Origin of the sequence: Pseudoalteromonas sp. Bsw20308 (assembly GCF_000310105.2) — a bacterium.
GTDB lineage: Bacteria > Pseudomonadota > Gammaproteobacteria > Enterobacterales > Alteromonadaceae > Pseudoalteromonas > Pseudoalteromonas fuliginea.
Genome location: NZ_CP013138.1, coordinates 2,362,038 through 2,381,586 on the forward strand (window position 1 = coordinate 2,362,038; position 19,549 = coordinate 2,381,586).

The 19,549-nt window shown below is 39.4% G+C and carries 20 protein-coding genes and 1 pseudogene; 15 read left to right on the forward strand and 6 right to left on the reverse strand.

Annotation, left to right across the window (positions count from 1 at the left end):
- Nucleotides 1–3 precede the first annotated feature (3 nt).
- Nucleotides 4–624 carry an L-threonylcarbamoyladenylate synthase gene (locus tag D172_RS10135; protein WP_007375432.1) on the reverse strand — a complete coding sequence of 207 codons (621 nt, stop codon included), beginning with the start codon at nucleotides 622–624 and terminating at the stop codon, nucleotides 4–6.
- Nucleotides 621–1,475 (reverse strand): RNase RNM, encoded by an 855-nt coding sequence (gene rnm, locus D172_RS10140; RefSeq protein ID WP_007375433.1) that lies wholly within the window; start codon nucleotides 1,473–1,475, stop codon nucleotides 621–623. The genes D172_RS10135 and rnm overlap by 4 nt, the downstream gene beginning before the upstream one ends.
- A gap of 464 nt (nucleotides 1,476–1,939) precedes the next feature.
- Here rnm and D172_RS10145 point away from each other — a divergent pair, with 464 nt between their 5' ends.
- The 6 genes from D172_RS10145 to trpA are packed head-to-tail and all read left to right on the forward strand — an operon-like array spanning nucleotide 1,940 to nucleotide 8,528.
- On the forward strand, nucleotides 1,940–3,508 hold the full coding sequence (locus D172_RS10145) for an anthranilate synthase component 1 (protein ID WP_007375434.1): 1,569 nt from the start codon (nucleotides 1,940–1,942) through the stop codon (nucleotides 3,506–3,508).
- Nucleotide 3,509: 1 nt separating this feature from the next.
- Entirely contained in the window at nucleotides 3,510–4,112 is a 603-nt protein-coding gene (locus D172_RS10150) for an aminodeoxychorismate/anthranilate synthase component II (protein ID WP_007375435.1), read from the forward strand.
- A gap of 11 nt (nucleotides 4,113–4,123) precedes the next feature.
- A complete protein-coding gene (gene trpD / locus D172_RS10155; RefSeq protein ID WP_002961580.1) occupies nucleotides 4,124–5,161 on the forward strand; it encodes an anthranilate phosphoribosyltransferase in 1,038 nt (345 codons plus the stop codon).
- On the forward strand, nucleotides 5,154–6,518 hold the full coding sequence (gene trpCF / locus D172_RS10160; RefSeq protein WP_007375436.1) for a bifunctional indole-3-glycerol-phosphate synthase TrpC/phosphoribosylanthranilate isomerase TrpF: 1,365 nt from the start codon (nucleotides 5,154–5,156) through the stop codon (nucleotides 6,516–6,518). The genes trpD and trpCF overlap by 8 nt, the downstream gene beginning before the upstream one ends.
- Before the next feature lie 7 nt (nucleotides 6,519–6,525).
- The gene (gene trpB / locus D172_RS10165; RefSeq protein ID WP_007375437.1) at nucleotides 6,526–7,710 is read left to right on the forward strand and encodes a tryptophan synthase subunit beta; all 1,185 of its coding nucleotides are present in this window, start codon (nucleotides 6,526–6,528) and stop codon (nucleotides 7,708–7,710) included.
- Nucleotides 7,707–8,528, forward strand: a complete 822-nt coding sequence (trpA, locus tag D172_RS10170; RefSeq protein WP_007375438.1) for a tryptophan synthase subunit alpha — start codon at nucleotides 7,707–7,709, stop codon at nucleotides 8,526–8,528. The genes trpB and trpA overlap by 4 nt, the downstream gene beginning before the upstream one ends.
- 64 nt (nucleotides 8,529–8,592) lie before the next feature.
- Here trpA and D172_RS10175 read toward each other — a convergent pair whose 3' ends face one another.
- Both D172_RS10175 and D172_RS10180 read right to left on the reverse strand, forming a co-directional pair.
- Complete coding sequence (locus D172_RS10175) at nucleotides 8,593–9,171, reverse strand: type 1 glutamine amidotransferase domain-containing protein (protein WP_007375439.1); 579 nt, start codon at nucleotides 9,169–9,171, stop codon at nucleotides 8,593–8,595.
- A gap of 382 nt (nucleotides 9,172–9,553) precedes the next feature.
- Nucleotides 9,554–9,823, reverse strand: coding sequence for an HU family DNA-binding protein (locus tag D172_RS10180; RefSeq protein ID WP_007375441.1), 270 nt, complete (start codon nucleotides 9,821–9,823; stop codon nucleotides 9,554–9,556).
- A 191-nt stretch (nucleotides 9,824–10,014) separates the two neighbouring features.
- Between D172_RS10180 and D172_RS10185 the strand changes: the two genes are divergently transcribed.
- Both D172_RS10185 and D172_RS10190 read left to right on the forward strand, forming a co-directional pair.
- The gene (locus D172_RS10185) at nucleotides 10,015–10,590 is read left to right on the forward strand and encodes an inner membrane-spanning protein YciB (RefSeq protein WP_007375442.1); all 576 of its coding nucleotides are present in this window, start codon (nucleotides 10,015–10,017) and stop codon (nucleotides 10,588–10,590) included.
- A 66-nt stretch (nucleotides 10,591–10,656) separates the two neighbouring features.
- Entirely contained in the window at nucleotides 10,657–11,298 is a 642-nt protein-coding gene (locus D172_RS10190) for a CPBP family intramembrane glutamic endopeptidase (protein ID WP_007375443.1), read from the forward strand.
- A 69-nt stretch (nucleotides 11,299–11,367) separates the two neighbouring features.
- Here the strand turns inward: D172_RS10190 and D172_RS10195 are convergent, their stop codons facing one another.
- Nucleotides 11,368–12,792: a sodium-dependent transporter gene (locus tag D172_RS10195; protein WP_007375444.1), complete on the reverse strand. Its 1,425-nt coding sequence runs from the start codon at nucleotides 12,790–12,792 to the stop codon at nucleotides 11,368–11,370.
- Between the two features lie 189 nt (nucleotides 12,793–12,981).
- Between D172_RS10195 and D172_RS10200 the strand changes: the two genes are divergently transcribed.
- The 6 genes and pseudogenes from D172_RS10200 to D172_RS10225 all read left to right on the forward strand — a co-directional run bounded on the left by D172_RS10200 (nucleotide 12,982) and on the right by D172_RS10225 (nucleotide 17,223).
- Nucleotides 12,982–13,284 (forward strand): YciI family protein, encoded by a 303-nt coding sequence (locus D172_RS10200; protein ID WP_033022975.1) that lies wholly within the window; start codon nucleotides 12,982–12,984, stop codon nucleotides 13,282–13,284.
- A gap of 148 nt (nucleotides 13,285–13,432) precedes the next feature.
- Complete coding sequence (locus tag D172_RS10205) at nucleotides 13,433–13,696, forward strand: PepSY domain-containing protein (protein WP_007375446.1); 264 nt, start codon at nucleotides 13,433–13,435, stop codon at nucleotides 13,694–13,696.
- Nucleotides 13,697–13,699: 3 nt separating this feature from the next.
- Nucleotides 13,700–14,374 carry a response regulator transcription factor gene (locus D172_RS10210; RefSeq protein ID WP_007375447.1) on the forward strand — a complete coding sequence of 225 codons (675 nt, stop codon included), beginning with the start codon at nucleotides 13,700–13,702 and terminating at the stop codon, nucleotides 14,372–14,374.
- Nucleotides 14,368–15,705, forward strand: coding sequence for an ATP-binding protein (locus tag D172_RS10215; protein ID WP_007375448.1), 1,338 nt, complete (start codon nucleotides 14,368–14,370; stop codon nucleotides 15,703–15,705). Before D172_RS10210 ends, D172_RS10215 begins: the two co-directional genes overlap by 7 nt.
- A complete protein-coding gene (locus D172_RS10220) occupies nucleotides 15,692–16,102 on the forward strand; it encodes a hypothetical protein (protein ID WP_007375449.1) in 411 nt (136 codons plus the stop codon). Before D172_RS10215 ends, D172_RS10220 begins: the two co-directional genes overlap by 14 nt.
- Before the next feature lie 39 nt (nucleotides 16,103–16,141).
- Nucleotides 16,142–17,223: pseudogene (locus D172_RS10225) on the forward strand (flavin monoamine oxidase family protein).
- 44 nt (nucleotides 17,224–17,267) lie between these two features.
- On the opposite strand, the gene D172_RS10230 reads toward D172_RS10225, so the two are convergent.
- Nucleotides 17,268–18,305, reverse strand: coding sequence for an AI-2E family transporter (locus tag D172_RS10230; protein WP_008138322.1), 1,038 nt, complete (start codon nucleotides 18,303–18,305; stop codon nucleotides 17,268–17,270).
- A 170-nt stretch (nucleotides 18,306–18,475) separates the two neighbouring features.
- On the opposite strand from D172_RS10230, the gene D172_RS10235 reads away from it, so the two are divergent.
- Nucleotides 18,476–19,366 (forward strand): TIGR01777 family oxidoreductase, encoded by an 891-nt coding sequence (locus D172_RS10235; protein ID WP_007375452.1) that lies wholly within the window; start codon nucleotides 18,476–18,478, stop codon nucleotides 19,364–19,366.
- Nucleotides 19,367–19,549: the final 183 nt, after the last annotated feature.

The window sequence follows — 19,549 nt, forward strand, 5'->3', positions numbered from 1 at the left end:
TTATTACTCAAACGGGCTTGTATCACCACAGCCAACACGTAATATTTGAACTTCATCTTCTGACAAATCGATTACTGTGGTTGCTTGCTCTGGCAAGTAACCACCGTGAATAATTAAATCAACGTGCTTATCTAATCGCTCTAATATTTCATCAGGATCTGATTCTGTAAATTGTTGCCCTGGTAAAATTAAAGAACACGACATTAGCGGCTCGCCAAGTTCGGCAAGTAACGCACAAGCAATTGGGTGTTCAATTACACGCATGCCAATGGTTTTTTTCTTGTCGTTTAATAAACGCTTAGGGACTTCTTTTGTGCCTTTAAAAATAAAGGTATAAGGCCCTGGCGTATTATTTTTAATTAATCTAAATAGCTGGTTATCTACACGAGCATAAGTAGATAGCTCCGATAAATCACGGCAAACTAGCGTAAAATTATCGTTTTTTTCAATACCACGAATACGCTCTATGCGCTCTTTGGCTTGCTTATTACCAATGTTACAGCCAATGGCATAGCCCGAATCTGTTGGGTAAACAACAACACCGCCTTGCTTAATAATATCAACGGCTTGACTAATCAATCTTGGTTGCGGGTTATCAGGATGAATATGGAATAATTGACTCATGTTAATGCCCCTTCTTGTCCTTCCCAAACTTGCCAAACACCTTGGCAGTCTTTCGGTAAGTATAAATTTTTGCCAAGCTCTAAATAGCTTGTCGGAAAATGAAAATCAGACCCTTGCGAGCAAAGTAGTTCGTACTCACGGCTGAGTTCACCTAAAAATTGACGTTCGCTTGGCGCCTGTTGAGGTTGTGCAACTTCCATTGCGTCTCCTCCTACACTTTTAAATTCTACTAATAATTTGCGTAGCCACTTGTTTGACATTTGATAGCTACTTGGGTGCGCAAGTACAGCAACACCACCAGCGGCATGTATTGCTTCAATAGCGGTTTGCATAGTGCACCAGCAACTTGGCACGTAGCCTGTTTTACCACGCCCTAAGTACTTTTTAAAAACACCCGGGAAATTTTTAGCTACACCGCGCTCAATAAGGGCGCGTGCAAAATGTGCGCGCGTAATTTGCGCATCCTTTGCCAGCTCTTTAGCTTGCTCGTAAATGCCATCAAATCCATTTTTTGCAAGGCGTGCGCCAATTTCTAGCGCACGCTCTTCTCGCTTTTGCTGCTGAGCTGATAATAAAGAGGTAAGGTCAATATTATTAATATCAATATTTAAACCTACAATATGAATTTCGAAGCTTTCCCATTTGGTAGACACTTCGGTACCCGTTATTAATGAAAGCGGTAAGTTTTCTGCTTTAATAAATTGCTGAGCAGGCTTAATAGCTGCCACAGTGTCATGATCGGTAATAGCAAACACATCAATATTTTTATCAACAGCGCGATGCAATAATTCTTCAACCGTTAAACGCCCGTCTGAATGTGTGGTATGGCTATGTAAATCATATTTTATCAAAAGAAAACTGCTTAAAATTAAGGGTTACTGGTGTTTATGTAAGTATAACAACTTTTTTGACTAAATTGTTTTAAATAAACACTTGACACAAAAGCATAAGATACGTTTTACTGTAGCCACTTTCAGACACATTAAGAATTAACAATAATGATCAATTCAAACTTAAACACTATTTGGTGGTGGCACTCGTAATTTTCGGGTGATGAATTGTCGTGTCTAACAAAAATTCAAAACCCGCAACTGTGCGGGTTTTTTTATAACTAAATTTTACGAAACATATACGTTAAAAATATTTAATAAATTTTGAGGCAGAAAAACATGAATAACGGTCTTACTCTTACACATCGTTGGTGGTGGCGCCTGATATAGCGGGACGGTAATGATCTGTTTGTAATTTAGATATCGTTATTCAAACCCCGCATTGCAAAAGCATTGCGGGGTTTAATTTTTTGAGGGAATGAGGTTTGATTTTTAGTCATATAACTACCACACCAGGCGAAGTAACAAGCATTACGCAAGTACGCGACTATATTAGTAGCCCTCTTGCATTATACGCGGCACTTGATAAGCCTAACTCACTACTGCTTGAATCGGCTGAGATTGATTCTAAAGACAGTGTAAAAAGCTTAATTTTAGTAGACTGTGCACTGCGCATCGTATGCCAAGGTAAAACAGTCACTATTAATGCTCAATCTAATAATGGGCAACAACTACTTAGCTACTTGCAGGCAAATGTTAAAAGCTGTGATGCCACTTTAGACGGCGAAACACTTACCCTTTGTTATTTAGACACTAGCGGCGATACTGACGAAGCGAGCAAGCTCGTTGCTGATAACGCATTTAGCGCACTACGTACGTGTATCAACAGTATTAAAAGCACAACTAACAATCCATTTTCGGTATTTTTAGGCGGCGTATTTGCTTACGATATGGTGGCAAACTTTGAGCAATTAAGTGATGTACCTGATGGTGAAAATACCTGCCCAGATTACGTATTTTACTTAGCCGAAACCTTAGTTGTTATTGATCATCAAAAGCAAACAACTGAGCTCATTGGTAATGTATTTAATGGCCCAGACGTACACGCTAACTGCTTTGAAGTAGGTAAAGAGTTAGAACGATTAAATACACTTTGCGATAACGCAGCAGAATTTAGTGCGGATATGCAAAGTGGCGAATGTGAGGTAAGCGTTGATATAGACGATGACACTTACTGCGAGCAAGTGGTTAAGCTTAAAAAGAACATTGTAGATGGTGATATTTTTCAGGTAGTGCCGTCGCGTACATTTTCACTACCTTGCCCTGATTCTTTACATGCGTATAGCCAGCTTAAAAAGCAAAACCCAAGCCCTTATATGTTTTATATGCGCGATGAAGACTTTGCATTATTTGGCGCGTCTCCTGAGTCGGCCCTTAAGTACGACGTAAGTAATCAGCAAGTAGAAGTTTACCCAATTGCTGGTACTCGAGCGCGCGGCAAATTTACTAACGGGCAAATAAACCCAGACCTAGACAGCCGCATTGAGTTGGAACTAAGAAACGATCAAAAAGAGCGCGCCGAGCATTTAATGCTCGTTGATTTAGCACGTAACGACGTAGCCCGCATCAGTGTTGCAGGTACGCGTTTTGCCAAAGAGTTATTAAAAGTAGACCGCTATTCACAGGTAATGCATTTAGTATCACGCGTTGTTGGCACATTAAAACCAGAACTTGATGCACTACACGCTTACCAAGCGTGTATGAACATGGGCACCCTTGTTGGTGCACCAAAAGTACGTGCTGCTGAGCTTGTACGTCAAACAGAAGGGAAACGCCGTGGCAGTTATGGCGGCGCTGTTGGTTACTTAACCGGTGATGGCGCAATGGATAGCTGTATTGTTATTCGCTCAGCTTTTGTTAAAAATAACATAGCCTACGTGCAAGCAGGTGCAGGTGTGGTGTTTGACTCAGATCCTATTTCAGAAGCAAACGAAACTCGCGCTAAAGCACAAGCGGTTATCACCGCCATAAAATCTACGTATAAGGCGGTATAAAATGAGCAAAGCGAATCCTATTAAAATCTATTTTTTAGATAACTTTGACTCATTCACATATAACTTAGTTGATGAGCTAACGATGCTTGGCTGCGAACTCGTTGTTTACAGAAACAACATTAGCGCTGAGGTTATTTTTAATAAAATGCGCCAAGAGCAAGGCCAAGTACTCTTAGTACTTTCCCCTGGTCCTGGCACACCAAGCGATGCAGGCTGTTTAATGGAGCTTATCGAACTCTCTAAAGGCCACTTCCCAATGTTAGGCATTTGTTTAGGCCAACAAGCGTTAACACAAAGCTATGGCGGAGTAATCGGTCACGCGGGTGAAACCGTACATGGTAAGTCTTCAATTATTAATTTAGGCGAACATCCTGTATTTGATGGTATGGGCAATACAATGCCTGTAGCACGTTACCATTCATTAATGGCAAAAAAAGTGCCTGATAATATTAAGGTTATTGCCCAGTACGAAGATATCCCAATGGCTATTTATCATCATGATGACAACACATTGGGTTACCAGTTTCATCCAGAATCAATACTGACGCCAAACGGCGCAATGCTACTTCAGCAAAGTGTCGCTTACTTAACACGCGCCAAATAAAAGAGGACATTATGAGTACACAACCAGAACAACCCATAAATGTTCAACACGCTATTGAACAACTAATTACAGGGCAATCATTAAGCTACGCAGACGCCAAAGCACTGTTTGATGAAATAATGCAAGGTAACATGAGCGAGATTGAGCTAACTGCCCTACTAATAAGCCTTAAAATTAAAGGCGAAGTAAGCGATGAAATAGCAGGTGCTGCAGCCTCAATGCGCGAAAACGCTGTTGCTTTTACTACCAGCAGTACACAACTTGCCGATAGCTGTGGCACTGGCGGCGATGGTTCAAACACAATTAATATAAGCACAACAGCAGCCATAGTTGCCGCTGCTGCCGGCATTAACATGGTAAAACATGGTAATCGCAGTGTATCGAGTAATTCAGGCTCTGCCGACTTACTAAAAGCGCTGGGCATTAATATAGATATGAGCCCAGAGCAGGCAGCAAAATGCCTTGAGCAAACCAATTTTACCTTTTTATTTGCACCGCACTATCACAGTGGCGTACGCCATGCGATGGGCGTGCGTACAGCGCTTAAAACACGCACTATTTTTAATATTTTAGGCCCGCTTGCTAACCCAGCAGCACCTGATGTGCAATTGTTAGGTGTGTATAACGAAGCGTTATGTATGCCAATGGCACAAACACTTAAAACCCTTGGCACAAAGCGCGCTATGATTGTTCACGGCTCGGGCACTGACGAAATAGCTCTACACGGTCCAACAACGGTAGTTGAGCTAAATAATGGCGAGCTTACACAGTACACGCTAAACCCAAGCGACTTCGACCTTGCAAACTATTCACTTGAACAACTCGCTGGTGAAGGCCCACAATACAACGCAAATGCTAGCCTCGCCATCTTGCAAGGCAAAGGCACAGATGCACATAATGCTGCTATTGTGGTTAACGTAGCTGCCCTTTTATACCTAACAGGTAAAGCAGAAACGTTAAAAGAAGGGGCAAAACAAGTACAAACATTATTAAGTTCAGGGCAAGCCATGAACACACTAAATGCAATTATTGAGGTAAGTAATGGCTAATGTATTAGACAAAATTGTTGCTGATAAAAAATTAGAACTCATTGAGCGTAAAGCCGCACGCCCGCTTGAAAGCTTTAAACACCTTGCAGTGCCTACAAGCCGTAGTTTTTACAAAGCATTAGCAGCCCCAGGCACACAGTTTATTTTAGAGTGTAAAAAAGCATCGCCCTCAAAAGGGTTAATTAGAGAGCCATTTGATTTAACCGAAATTACCTCAGTTTATAAAAAATACGCCACCTGCATGAGCGTGTTAACTGATGCTAAATATTTTCAAGGCAGTTTTGACTATCTTGAATTTGTGCGCAGCCAAGTAGAACAACCGCTTATCTGTAAAGACTTTTTTATAGATGAGTACCAAGTATATATGGCGCGTATTTATGGCGGTGACGCTATATTACTGATGCTTTCAGTACTCGATGACGAGAGCTATAAAGCACTGCATGCTGTTGCCGATTCACTTAATATGTCGGTGTTAACAGAAGTAAGTAATGAAGAAGAAGTACACCGCGCACTTGCGCTTAATGCACAAATTATTGGTATTAATAACCGCGATTTACGCGATTTAAGCACCGATTTAGCCACTACTGAAAAACTACGAAAGCTTATTCCGGCTGATAAAGTGGTTATTTCGGAATCGGGTATTTATACCCATCAAGACGTAAAACGTTTAGCTCCATTATGCGATGGCTTTTTAATTGGCAGCTCACTTATGGGCGAGCGTGATTTAGAGCAAGCATGTCGCCGTGTTATTTTAGGCGACAATAAAGTATGTGGTTTAACACGTAGCCAAGATGCACAAACGGCATATCAAAACGGTGCTGTTTATGGTGGTTTAATTTTTCATCCTAAATCGCCTCGCTATGTTGATTTAGATTGCGCAAAAGAGCTAAGCCAAAGTGCCCCGCTTAATTTTGTGGGTGTGTTTGTAGATGCCCCCATTGAGCAAGTTGCTCAATACGCAAGTGTGCTAAAATTGGCGGCAGTTCAATTACATGGTCAAGAAAGTGACGATTACATCGCTCAGCTGCGTACACAGTTACCTACCGGCTGCGAGATTTGGAAAGCCCAAGCAATAAAAGATGCATTGCCAACGCCTGTAAATGGCGTTGACCGACATCTTTACGATACACACAGCGATACACAAGCTGGCGGTACAGGTAAAGCATTTGATTGGTCGGTGCTTCATGATGCAACCACTCCATTTATGCTCGCTGGAGGCTTAAATCCAGACAATATTAAAGATGCGCTTTTTAAAGGTGCCTTAGGCCTTGATTTAAACTCAGGCGTTGAAGAATCTGCGGGTAAAAAGTGCCCTAACAAATTACATAATGCTTTTACAAGCATCAGAAATTATTGAGGTTAAAATGCAAAATCCAGCTTATTTTGGCGAGTTTGGCGGTATGTTTGTACCCGAGTTACTTGTCCCTGCGCTTAAGCAGTTAGAAAACGAATTTAACAAAGCACAAAAAGATCCTGAGTTTCAGGCTGAGCTAAGTAAATTATTAAACGAGTATGCGGGTCGTCCTACCCCACTTACTTTAACGCGCAATTTAGTTAAAAACCCAAAAGTAAAACTGTATCTAAAGCGTGAAGACTTATTACACGGTGGCGCACATAAAACCAACCAAGTACTTGGCCAAGCGTTACTTACTAAGCGCATGGGTAAAAAACAAGTGATTGCTGAAACCGGTGCAGGTCAACACGGTGTTGCAACCGCGCTTGCATGTGCATTATTGGGTTTAAAATGTCGTATTTATATGGGCGCAAAAGACGTTGAACGTCAGCAACCAAACGTATTTAGAATGAAGTTAATGGGCGCAGAAGTTATTCCTGTTACAGCGGGTTCTGGCACATTAAAAGATGCAGTAAATGAAGCGCTGCGTGACTGGTCAGCAAATTATCAAGACGCGCATTACCTACTAGGTACAGCCGCAGGTCCTCACCCATTCCCAACAATTGTACGTGAGTATCAAAAAGTTATTGGTGAAGAAGCCAAACAACAAGTACTTAAAGCCGAAGGTCGTTTACCTGACGCTGTTATTGCCTGTGTTGGTGGTGGTTCAAACGCAATTGGTATGTTCACCGACTTTATTGACGAGCCAGGCGTTAAATTAATTGGTGTTGAGCCTGCAGGTAAGGGGCTTGATACAAATGAGCACGGTGCAACAATTTGTAAAGGCACTAAAGGTATATTACACGGTACTTATACGTACATTATGCAAAATGACGATGGCCAAATTGAAGAGTCTTACTCTGTATCAGCAGGCCTTGATTACCCAGCTGTTGGTCCTCAGCATGCATTTTTACACGAAACTGGTCGCGCTCAATATGTGGGTATTACCGATACAGAAGCGCTTGATGCGTTTCAGTCGCTTGCTAAAAATGAAGGTATTATTCCAGCACTTGAATCAAGCCATGCGTTAGCTTATGCGCTTAAATACGCAGAAGAGCAAACCGAGGAAAGTGTTATAGTGATTAATTTGAGTGGTCGTGGCGATAAAGATTTAGCACACGTTCACAATGTACTAACTGAAAGAGGTCAGCTATGAGCCAAGTAAAAACGGATCGTTACGGCAAAATGTTTGCAGCGCTTAACGAGCAAAAACAAGGTGCGTTTGTACCATTTGTAACGATTGGCGACCCAGGTAAAGAGCAAAGTGTTGCGATTATTAAAAGCCTAATTGACGGCGGCGCTGATGCACTTGAGCTTGGTATTCCGTTTTCTGACCCGATTGCGGATGGTCCTGTAATTCAAAAAGCTAATATTCGCGCACTTGATGTGCACATTAACACGCAAGATTGCTTTGATGTCATTAAAGAAATACGCGAGTACAACGCCGATATTCCAATTGGATTATTACTCTACTCAAACCTTGTTTTTAAGCGCGGCATAGAAGCATTTTACAAAGATGCAAAAGCGGTAGGCGTAGATTCTATTTTAGTGGCTGACGTGCCTTTGCATGAATCTAAAATATTCAGAAAATCGGCAATGGATAACGGTGTAGACCCAATTTTTATTGCAACACCTAATGCAGATGATGACACACTTCGCCAATGCGCCTCTTACGGTCGTGGTTATACGTATTTACTATCGCGCGCTGGTGTTACCGGTACCGATGCTAAAGCACAAATGCCAGCGGGTAATATTGTCACTAAATTAAAAGAATACCATGCAGCTCCTGCTCTTTTAGGGTTTGGTATTTCAACACCAGATGATGTAAAAGCCGCACTTAACGCAGGCGCAGCAGGTGCTATTTCAGGCTCTGCTGTAGTTAAAATTATTGAAGCTAACCTTAACGATTTAGACGCAATGACAACGCAGTTAAAAGCATTTGTTAGTGAAATGAAAGCCGCAACCGCATTATAAAAAGTGTAAATTTACGCATTAAAAAAGGGCATTTTAAAATGCCCTTTTTTTTAAAAAAAGCAAATTAGTGAGCTTGGTGTTTACCCTCTAAAATCTCTTCAATAAATTTAGCATTAAATGCTTCTAAATCAGCTGGGCTTCGGCTTGTTACTAAACCTTTATCTACACATACTTCTTGGTCAACCCAATTAGCACCTGCATTAATTAAATCGCTTTTAATACTTGGAAAAGAGGTAATAGTACGGTCGCGCAATTTATTAATTTCAGCTAACAACCACGGCGCATGGCAAATAGCAGCAACGGGTTTGTTTTTTTCTGCGCCAAAAAATCCATCAATAAAGGCTTTAGCATCTTTATCTTGGCGTAAACTGTCTGGATTAAATAAACCACCAGGAAGCATAAGCGCGTCGTAATCAGCGGGGTCTGCATTTGTAACTAATTTATCTACTGTTACTTTATCGCCCCACTTGTCTTCATTCCAACCAGTAATTTGGCCTTCTTTAATTGATACTATTTCGATGTTTGCACCAACATCAAGTAATGCGCTGCGTGGAGATAAAAGCTCACTTTGCTCAAATCCATCAGTGGCTAAAATTGCAATTTTTTTGCCTTGTAAACGTGTGCTTGTTTGTAATGTACTCATTGAGATCTCCTTATTTTCTTAAAAGTTATATTTAAAATACACAATCAAAAAAGCACGATGCGTGCCGATAACAAGCAATTGAAAATAAAGGAGTAAATTGTAATAGAGTTTATGCTGCCATGTAAATTATTTAGAGATTATGAATAATGTACATAAGTGCTACTTTATTTCCAGCTCATGTAATTTTACACCACCAAAAGCGAGGTATAAAACCTCACCTACAGCATATTTCCCCATTGGTGCGCTTACTTCGCGCTCATGTAATTTAAAGCCATTAAACGCGACGTGTAATCCTGATCTACAGCATATACCCGTAGGTGCGAATTTACTTCGCGCTCATGTAACTTATCTATCAATACGAGGTTTAAAACCTTAAATAAATTTAAAGCAGATCTTTTAACGCTTTCGCGGGTTTAAAAACCGCTTTATTTGCGCCTTCTATTTCAATTGCAGCCCCTGTTTGTGGGTTACGCCCAGTACGCGCTGGGTAATAACTTAGCGCAAAGGTACCAAAGCCATTAATTTGAACTTGATCGCCCTCAGAAAGCGATTTAGTAATGACTTTTTGCAAGCTTGAAAGTGCCGCTTGAGAATCTTTTTTTGTTAATTCACTTTTGTGTGCAATGGCAGCAACGAGTTCTGCTTTATTCATTTTAGGCTCCTAAATACACGCCAAATCAGTGTTGGTTAAGCGTGGGAATATGATGATATGAAAAATACCAAACCAAATTGGTAATAAAGCCACGCAGGCTAAGGGTTACAGGGCAACAAGTCAACCTTGTAGTTGCTAAGCTTTATGTGGTAAAAAGCCTTTGACTCTTTTTTGTATAATTTAGGTAGACTATGCACGCATTAATTGAATACATTCCACTCATACTGTTTTTTGCAGTGTTTAAACTCGTCGATATTTATTGGGCTACCGGTTTATTAATGGCCACTACGCTCATTCAAGTTGCTTATAGCTACTTTAAACATGGCAATGTACCTACTCGTCAGTGGATATTTTTTGGCATTGCGGCTGTGTTTGGTACGTTAACGCTGGTACTTCATGATGAGCAATACATTAAATGGAAAGCAACACTGATATATGCAGGTTTAAGTTTAACGTTACTTGTTAGCCGTTATGTACTTAATAAAAATCTCGTTAAAAAAGCGCTTAGCTCAATCCTCGAAAATGCTAATGATACAAAACAAGCCATTGTTGTCCCAGAACCATTATGGGATAAGCTTAACCTAATGTGGGTTGCTATAACTGCTGGTATAGCGGCACTAAACATTTATATTGCGTATAATTTTTCGCTCGACTTTTGGGTTAACTTTAAAGTGTTTGGTTTAATGGGTATTACTTTTGTAAGCATTTTTGCCACTATTATCGCCTTATATAAATACTTCCCTGATGAAGAAGAGCCTGCAAAGTAAGCCCCCTCGTCATAAAAGTGTCGTCTTAGCTTGCTAGCTTATTAAAAAAAGCAAGTTGAGACGACCTTGAACGCTAATCAATACCGCTGGTTTGAATTTACCCTCATTTTTGTATTGCTGCCTTTGTTGGGCTTTGGATTACGTGAGCATTTAGCAAACTGGCTTATTCCTGCGCTTATTATACTTATGAGTGTGTGCTGTATGTTGCTACTGGGCGATCCTCATTTTAAACGGTTTAGGCTTACAAGCCTTGGGCAATTTTCTGCTGTTAAAAAGCGTGTGTTTAGCTTCTTTTTTTTAGGTGCGCTGTTCTCAGGTATGTTTTACGGGATTATTCATCAGGGAAACTGGTTTACCCTTCCCCGTAACTCGTTTAATGATTGGCTTTTACTGTTGGTGCTCTACCCAATACTGTCGGTTATTCCTCAAGAATTAATATTCAGAACGTATTTTTTTCATCGTTATAAACGCATCATGCCAAAAAAAGCAGTGCGTATTGTAGTTAGTGCGAGTGTATTTGCGTTGGCGCATATTGTGTATGCAAATTGGATTGCAGTAGCCTTAGCATTTTTAGGTGGCTTACTGTTTGCTTATACCTACGCAAAAAGCCGCTCAACCTTTGTGTGCGTTATTGAGCATAGCTTATGGGGGCTTTGGATGTTTACCCTTGGCATTGGCAGCTACCTCGACTCAGGCGCATTTAATTAAAGTAACCTTTATTTAAATTTACATACAAAAAAGCCGCAACAAGTACGGCTTATATAATTGGGTCTGTATTTAAAAGCCAAATATTTTTAGAGCAAAAAACTTAGTCGCGACTGTATTTATAAATATCACCGCTAAAATAATTGGAATAAACGTTGAAAGTGAAAAATTAACGTATTTTTCCATTAAGCTACCAGCATAATTAGGCGAGCCTAAGCTTAGCTCTTGTGTTAAACGTGCTTTTTTCCAGCGGTACATTACAAACAAACACACCATTAAGCCGTTAAGCGGTAAAATTGTGTCGTAGAATACATCAACAATAATATCAAAAAAGCTCTTATTTACACCGCCATAACTGGTAAACGAGGTAAGGCTGTCAATCATACCAAACGACATAGTACATAAAATAGTTAGCACGCCAGTTGTAAGTGTTAAAATACCCAATGCTTTTTTACGGCTAATTCCTTTGCGGTCGCTTAATGTGGCTGTCGGTACTTCAACAATAGATACCAATGACGTAATTGCAGCAAAAAATACCAACAAGAAAAACGAGAATGCTACAATTGATGCGCCTACGTATCCGATATCATTTTGCAGTGCTAATAATATTTTCGGCAAATACACAAAAATCATCGACACTGACGAATCAGAAAGTGCTGATGGGTCTGTGTTTGGATCAAAACTAAATATAGCCGGTAATACCATAAGACCTGCGACAAAGGCGACTAACGAGTCAGTAATTGCTACCATTTTTGCACTACTTACAATGTCATCTTTTTTAGATATATACGACGCGTAAGTCATTAATATACCCATACCTAACGACAACGAGAAAAATGCTTGGCTTAGCGCCCCATTAAGTACGCTTGCACTCATTTTAGAAAAATCAGGGATAATATAATATTTAACACCTGCCATTGCATTATCAAGTGTTAATACATAAATAACTAAAGCAAGAAGCATGACTAGAAGTGCTGGCATCAGAAATTTAGCGGCTTTTTCTATGCCTTGCTTAACACCCCCTAATAAAATTAAGTTAACAATAATTACCACTACCGCCATGTAACCAAAAACAGTGTAGCTGTTAATAAAAACACCAAAATGGCTAGGTTCAGCGAGTAAATCTAAATTCCCCAAACCAGTTTGCATTAAGTAGCCGAAAATCCACACTGTAATTACCATGTAAAACACTGCAATCATAAATGGTGTAAGCACAGCTAAAAACCCTGCAAACTTCCACTTTTTGTCATTGTTTGCCAACAACTTGTACGAGCCGAGTGGATCTTTTTGAGCATTACGGCCCATTGCCATTTCAGCCATCATGACAGGTAAGCAAATGAATACGACAAATAAAGCATAAATTAATAAAAATGCGCCACCACCATTTTTGGTAGCAGAAACAGGAAAACCAACTAAATTACCAATACCCACAGCAGAACCTGCTGCCGCTAGTATGAATCCGAGACGGGAACTAAATCGCTCTCTATTATCGCTCATGCATAAAACCTTTTTATTATTTTGTATATTTCAGCGACTCTACCAGTGTTACACAGATATTTTCAAGCAAATACAGTGTAAAAATAAAATCGAAGTGTAAACCTGCCTAAATACGCTTTTAATTCACCAATTTTCAACGCTGTGATAGTATTGCGTTAATCAAATTTAACAATTTTTATGAGATTTCTTATGTTGTACATGATTCACTCAACAGATGTTGAAAACAGCTTAGAGCTTAGAAAAGCAGCACGCCCAGCACACTTGGAACGTCTTAATGAGCTTGATTCACAAAATCGCTTATTTACTGCAGGTCCTTTTCCAGCAGTTGACAGTGAAGATCCTCAAGAGGCTGGTTTTACCGGTTCACTCGTTGTGGCTGAGTTTGATTCAATAGAAGCCGCGCGTGAATGGGCTGCGGCTGATCCGTATGTTGCCGCAGGCGTATATGAAAATACTGTTGTTAAACCATTTAAAAAAGTGTTCCCTGCTTAACTATAAATAATCGCTTATTAACATAGTTCAGGGTTTGTTCACGGGTTTTTAATTAAAATTGTTAAAGTAAAAGCTAATTTAGTGTTTTTACTTGAATTTTAGTAACTTAGTTAATTAAACTAAGTGTGTTTGGTCTAGGGGTTCTATCATGCGCATATTATTAAGTCTTACTTTTATTGCTTGTACTAGCTTTGCTAGTTTTTCTCAAGTAAATACAACAGCCACAAATCCAACGGCTAAAGCTGAAGTAAGCAAAAAAAAGGCTGTAATACTCGCAAAAAAAACCATTAACGGTAAAACGCTTAAGATTTCTGAACAAACTGACTTTTATACAGTGCGAATACTCAAATCTGACGGCCATGTCGTCGATTTACATATAAATAAAAAAACTGGCGAAGTAAAAAAGGATTAACCGATGCGAATTTTAGTTATAGAAGACGATTTACATTTAGCAGATAACCTACGTAATGCTTTAGAAAAAGAACGTTACAGCGTGGATTTATGCCACGATGGTGAAGCAGGTCTTTTCCATATTACTGAATATCCGCTTGATATGGCCGTTGTTGATTTAGGTTTACCTAAAATAGACGGTATCGAACTGATTAATAAAGCACGTGCACAAGGTATTACTATCCCTATTCTAATTTTAACAGCGCGTGATCGCTGGCAGGACAAAGTAGAAGGTTTAGATGCTGGCGCAGACGATTATCTTACAAAACCATTTCACGTTGAAGAGCTTATTGCACGTTGTAATGCATTAATTCGTCGTAGTGCCGGTAAGGCAAACCCAGAAATGACAGCAGGCCCAATCAAAATCCATACACGCTCGCAGCAAGTTTGGGTTGATGATAAAGAGCTCAGCCTAACCGCTTACGAATATAAAGTGCTTGAATATTTAATGGTAAACCCGCAAAAAGTAATCTCAAAATCAGAATTGACTGAGCACATTTACGATCAAGATTTTGACCTTGATTCAAATGTTATCGAAGTATTTGTACTGCGTTTACGCAAGAAACTTGACCCTGAAGGTGTATTAAACCCAGTAGAGACACTACGTGGGCGCGGTTACAGGCTTAAAAGTCAGTGGTAATACCGCAAATATCGTTAAAAATAAGGCAAGGATTTATCCTTGTCTTTGTTTTATTAGTCGCACTCCCAATCCTGTTTTATTCAATTGGCAAAGCGTATTACGCTTCACTTGTTGATGCGACAGAAAAAACTCTCGAAGCACAGCTATACTCGCTTATATCTGAAGTCGACTTTACTGAGCATGGCATTATTATGCCAAGTACAATTTTAGCGCCTGAGTTAAATAGACTAAACTCCGATACCTACGCAATGATCTATCGTGACGATGAACCCATTTGGCATTCTGAATCAGCAGTTAATGTTAATTTTGTACCTCAACAAGTAGAAACAAAAGCAGGTGCAGCGGACTTTAGACGAGTTGAATATAAAAACACTGCGTACTGGCAACTTAGCCTTACTGTTATTTTAAACAACATAGATCAATCAGAACAGGCACGCTTCATATTAGTTAAACGTAACGATGCCCTACTGCGTTTAATGGACGGTTTTAAGCAAACACTTGTTGATTGGATGTTTATAATGGGCATTGCAATCGCAGGTCTTATGGCGGTTGGTTTTATTTGGAGTGCACGGCCACTGCAACGACTTGATAAAGAAATAAAAGCGATCGAGTCTGGCGATATCCAAGAAATTAAAGGGTTATACCCCATTGAGTTGCAAACTATTAAGTCCGATTTAAACTTACTCCTTGATTCTCAACAACGTCAGAAAGAGCGCTACAGAGCCTCATTGAGCGACCTTGCACACGCGCTTAAAACACCACTAGCTGTTTTGAAATCAAGCCCGCTGGCTAATGATGCAGATGCACAAGAGCAGCTTGACCGTATTAATGTGATGATCGAGCACCAATTAAAACGCGCAGCAACCGGTGCCTCTGATACTTGGAAGAAACAAACGCCAATTAAGCCAGTTCTCGATTCTATTTTAAGTGCTATGGCAAAAGTGTATCGTGATAAAGATATTATTTTTAGTTGCACAGTAACAGATAAAGACTACTTTTTAGGTGATCAAACCGATTTAATGGAACTATTGGGTAATTTAATTGATAACGCCTGTAAAGCATGTCGTTCACAAGTCGAAATACAAGTAGCCCAAAGTAAAACTCTGTGTATTGGTATTAGCGATGATGGTCCTGGTGTACCAGAAGACAAACGCGAGTCTTTACTCACTCGTGGTACACGCCTAGATACATATGAAAGCGGACACGGTGTGGGTATGGCAATTGTATCTGATTTAGTTAAGTCGTATCACGGTACTCTCACTATCACTAAAGCTGATAACTTGGGCGGTGCTCAATTTATTTTAGAGTTTAATTATAATGATAAAAAGTAATAATTTATTAAGGCTAACTGCAATTGTACTGTTAGTAATTAGCCAATACAGTTTTGCTGATGAAGCGTGTACTTTAGTAAAAAAAGCAACCACGGATGAAGCTAAGCGTTATATACAATGTCTAGATACACAAATAAATAAAGCAAAACTAGTGCAAGGCAGTTGGATACAAAAGCGTAAATACGAACTCACTACATCACAAGAAAGTACAGGTAATACCCAAATACTTCCATTATTTATGCGCAGCATTAGTAATAATGAAAAATACATAGAAAGCGCTTGCCAATGGCGTTATTTATTAAAACTCCCTAATGCAACAACTGCGGCTATTAGTTATAAAATCTGTGAAATCCAACTTATCAACCAATTTACTGATGCACTTAAAAAACCATTTTAAAACAAGCAATCTACTAATCGATTGCTTATAGGTAATAAGATGATTAAACCTGTAATTATTATAGGTGGCGGGCTGGCGGGCTTATACAGTGCGTATCAGTTGCAACTACTTAATGCCCCATATTTATTATTAGAAGCTAAATCGCAATTAGGTGGCAGAATTTATTCGGCGCAATCACCAATAAATAGTGGTGTTAGTTTTGATTTGGGCCTACATGGATATTTCCTCACCAGCCAAAAATTCAAGCGCTAATCAAGTCACTCAACTTAAGTCTATTTGAGCAATACACCAAAGGCGATGTGTTATACCAATCGCCACATTCAGAGCAACCACAACAAATTGCAGGCGCTGGAGAGATGCAATTATTTAGGCTCAAACACGGTATGAATACCTTAATAACTGCATTGTATGAGCAACTTAATCCAGATTTTGTATTGTTAAACCACAATGTCACTGAGCTTAAAAAGAGCGGTGATAGCTGGCAAATTACAGTGAATCATTTAGGTAATATAAAACACTTCAATACGAATAAACTAATGTCAGCAATTCCTGCACGCATGGTGACAGCCCATTTAACACCTGAACAATGGGCTACTCCAACACTCATAAGCCGCCTCAACAGCGTACCGACATGGATGGCAGGACAAGCCAAGTTTATAGCTACTTTTGAACATGCATTTTGGCGTGATAATAACTTATCAGGACAATGCTTTAGCAGTGTCGGCCCTATGGTCGAAATTCACGATGCCAGTGCTGAAGATGATAATTACGCCGCATTATTTGGTTTTATAGGTGTGCCCTACTTATCACGAAGCGAAGTAACTAAAGAGCAGTTAATTCAAGCCTGTGTCCAGCAGCTTAGCTACTTTTATGGTCAGGATGCAAAAAAGGCAACAGGGTACTTTATTAAAGACTGGGCAGAGGATGAACTTGTAGCCAATGAGGACGACCGTACTCAGTCTTCACAACACCCTGAATTTAATTTTTCAGGCTTGGGTGAGCAGCTAAGTAACCTAAATATTCATTTTGTAGCGAGTGAATTTGCAAAACAAGAAGCAGGATACTTAGAGGGTGCAATAAATGCAGTTGACGAAGCTATTAATTCAATAATTAGTCTTTAGCAATCAAGAGCTGTAATTTATCCAGCCCTTGATAGTTACAGCGACTAGTTATTTTTGGCGGCGTCTTCACCACTGCCCAATAAAGTGGCAACCCACTTACCTTCGGCACTGGCTTCTAAGCCTATTTTTACAATCATAGTTAATGGCACAGATAAAAGCATACCTACAGTGCCTAGTAACCAACCCCAAAATATTAATGATAAAAACACCACTAATGTTGAAAGACCCAGCCCTTTACCTAAAAATTTAGGTTCTACAATATTGCCCATTACCGTATTTATCGTTAAGTACCCTGCAGCAACAAGTCCTGCCACTAATGGGCCTTGAGTAATAAGGGCAAGTAATACCGCAGGTACAGCTGCGATAATTGATCCAATATTAGGAATGTAATTAAACATAAACGCTAATACTCCCCACAGTACAAAATAATCGATATCTAAAATCCATAAATAAAATGCAGCGATTATACCAGTGGCTAAACTCACTAATGTTTTAATAGCAAGATAGGAGTTTATCGATTCTAAAAAGCGGTCTATTTGTTTCATTTTACTATCGGGATCATCAAGGGCCATGTGTATTTTATTACTCAGCATCGGCCCTTCAAACAACATAAACACAACCGTTAAAATAATTAAAAACATGTTGGCCATTACCCCACCTAAACCAGTGAGCATATCCGTGGCTACATCGACCATTTTTCCTGGATCGAACATATTGATTAACTGTTCTTTATTAATCAATATGTTGTATTGAGATGCTAAATCGACCAGCCATACAAACTCTTCTTTAAGCTGTGTTTTATATTCAGGAAGCTGCTGCGAAAAATCGTTTATGGACTGCCCAACAAGCCCACCTAAGCTTACGCCTAAACCAACAATAATTAGTACCACTAACATAACAGCAATACCTTTGGGAATTCGATATCGCGCGAAAAACTTAATAAATGGATTACAAATAATGGCAATAAACGCCGCTAGAATAAATGGAATAATAATTACACTTGCTGATTTTATACCCGCAAGTACAACGACCAAGGCAGCAAAAACTATTAAACTTTTATTCACTCCAGTTAAATTTGCCAACTCACTAATCCTTTTATTAATTATATTGCCCCAGTGTAAGGCAAAAGCTAATGAAATGAAATAATTACCAAGTGATCATAAAAGTATGCTTTACGTATAAATTTGCAAAGCTGTTTGCTAGCGAGTATGTTTTTTAATCACTTGCTACTATTTTATTGTAAGGATTAATAATGCATATATTTGTTACTGGCGCGACCGGATTAATTGGTAAGCACTTATGCCCTTTTTTACTTCACCATAATACGGTTACTGTGCTTAGCCGAAACCCGACTAAAGCAAACGTATTATTGGGCCATAAAGTTAAAGCCGTAAGCAATGTTAATTCAGTGGATTTTAACAGCGTTGATATTGTTATTAATCTAGCTGGCGAACCGATTGTTAATAAACGTTGGAGTGACAAACAAAAACACATAATACGAGACAGCCGTATTGGTGTTACACAGCAAATTAGTGAAGCAATTAAAGCCAGTAACACTCCCCCACATACTTTTATATCAGGTAGTGCCGTTGGTTTTTATGGTCGACAAAATAGTAACCCTATTGATGAAACTTTTGAAAACCCACACGACGAATTTAGCCACCAGCTTTGTAAAGAGTGGGAAAATGCAGCTTTACTCGCGCAATCAGAACAAACCAGAGTGTGCCTTTTACGAACGGGTATTGTTTTAGCTAAAAAAGGTGGGGCATTAGGTAAAATGCTACCCGCTTTTAAATTATGCTTAGGCGGCCCGATTGGTAACGGAGAGCAAGGTATGTCGTGGATACACATTGACGATATGATTCAGCTAATACTCTTTATAATTAAGCATCCAGAAATTTCAGGCCCAGTTAACGCAACAGCACCAAACCCGGTCAGTAATGCCGAGTTTAGTAAAAGCTTAGGGAATGCATTGTCGCGGCCTGCATTTATCGCTATGCCAACCGCAGTACTTAAACTGCTAATGGGTGAAATGTCAGATTTATTAACCACTGGGCAATTTGTTATCCCACGTAAGGCCCAAGCTCATAATTATCGCTTTTATCACCCTGATATTAAATCAGCCCTAGAAAGTTTGACTTAGTCATTATAAATAAACTGCGCCAAAATTAAGCTAGATTTTGTATCTAGTTGTTCTAAATTAACAACGTTTAAGAATTATTTAATTCGTTAAATTACTCAAGTATTTATGCAGGTTAGTATTAATCCTCTACATAAAAAAAGCCCTTCATTTGAAGGGCTTTGGTAAACACACAATAGAGTTAAT

Excerpts from the sequence above, each read along its gene's own strand:
- D172_RS10195 (WP_007375444.1), bottom strand. The coding sequence starts at position 12,792 with ATGAGCGATAATAGAGAGCGATTTAGTTCCCGTCTCGGATTCATACTA.
- D172_RS10235 (WP_007375452.1), top strand. The coding sequence starts at position 18,476 with ATGCATATATTTGTTACTGGCGCGACCGGATTAATTGGTAAGCACTTA.
- D172_RS10200 (WP_033022975.1), top strand. The coding sequence starts at position 12,982 with ATGTTGTACATGATTCACTCAACAGATGTTGAAAACAGCTTAGAGCTT.
- D172_RS10135 (WP_007375432.1), bottom strand. The coding sequence starts at position 624 with ATGAGTCAATTATTCCATATTCATCCTGATAACCCGCAACCAAGATTG.
- D172_RS10175 (WP_007375439.1), bottom strand. The coding sequence starts at position 9,171 with ATGAGTACATTACAAACAAGCACACGTTTACAAGGCAAAAAAATTGCA.
- trpA (WP_007375438.1), top strand. The coding sequence starts at position 7,707 with ATGAGCCAAGTAAAAACGGATCGTTACGGCAAAATGTTTGCAGCGCTT.
- D172_RS10185 (WP_007375442.1), top strand. The coding sequence starts at position 10,015 with ATGCACGCATTAATTGAATACATTCCACTCATACTGTTTTTTGCAGTG.
- trpB (WP_007375437.1), top strand. The coding sequence starts at position 6,526 with ATGCAAAATCCAGCTTATTTTGGCGAGTTTGGCGGTATGTTTGTACCC.
- D172_RS10180 (WP_007375441.1), bottom strand. The coding sequence starts at position 9,823 with ATGAATAAAGCAGAACTCGTTGCTGCCATTGCACACAAAAGTGAATTA.
- D172_RS10220 (WP_007375449.1), top strand. The coding sequence starts at position 15,692 with ATGATAAAAAGTAATAATTTATTAAGGCTAACTGCAATTGTACTGTTA.
- D172_RS10150 (WP_007375435.1), top strand. The coding sequence starts at position 3,510 with ATGAGCAAAGCGAATCCTATTAAAATCTATTTTTTAGATAACTTTGAC.
- trpCF (WP_007375436.1), top strand. The coding sequence starts at position 5,154 with ATGGCTAATGTATTAGACAAAATTGTTGCTGATAAAAAATTAGAACTC.
- D172_RS10205 (WP_007375446.1), top strand. The coding sequence starts at position 13,433 with ATGCGCATATTATTAAGTCTTACTTTTATTGCTTGTACTAGCTTTGCT.
- D172_RS10210 (WP_007375447.1), top strand. The coding sequence starts at position 13,700 with ATGCGAATTTTAGTTATAGAAGACGATTTACATTTAGCAGATAACCTA.
- trpD (WP_002961580.1), top strand. The coding sequence starts at position 4,124 with ATGAGTACACAACCAGAACAACCCATAAATGTTCAACACGCTATTGAA.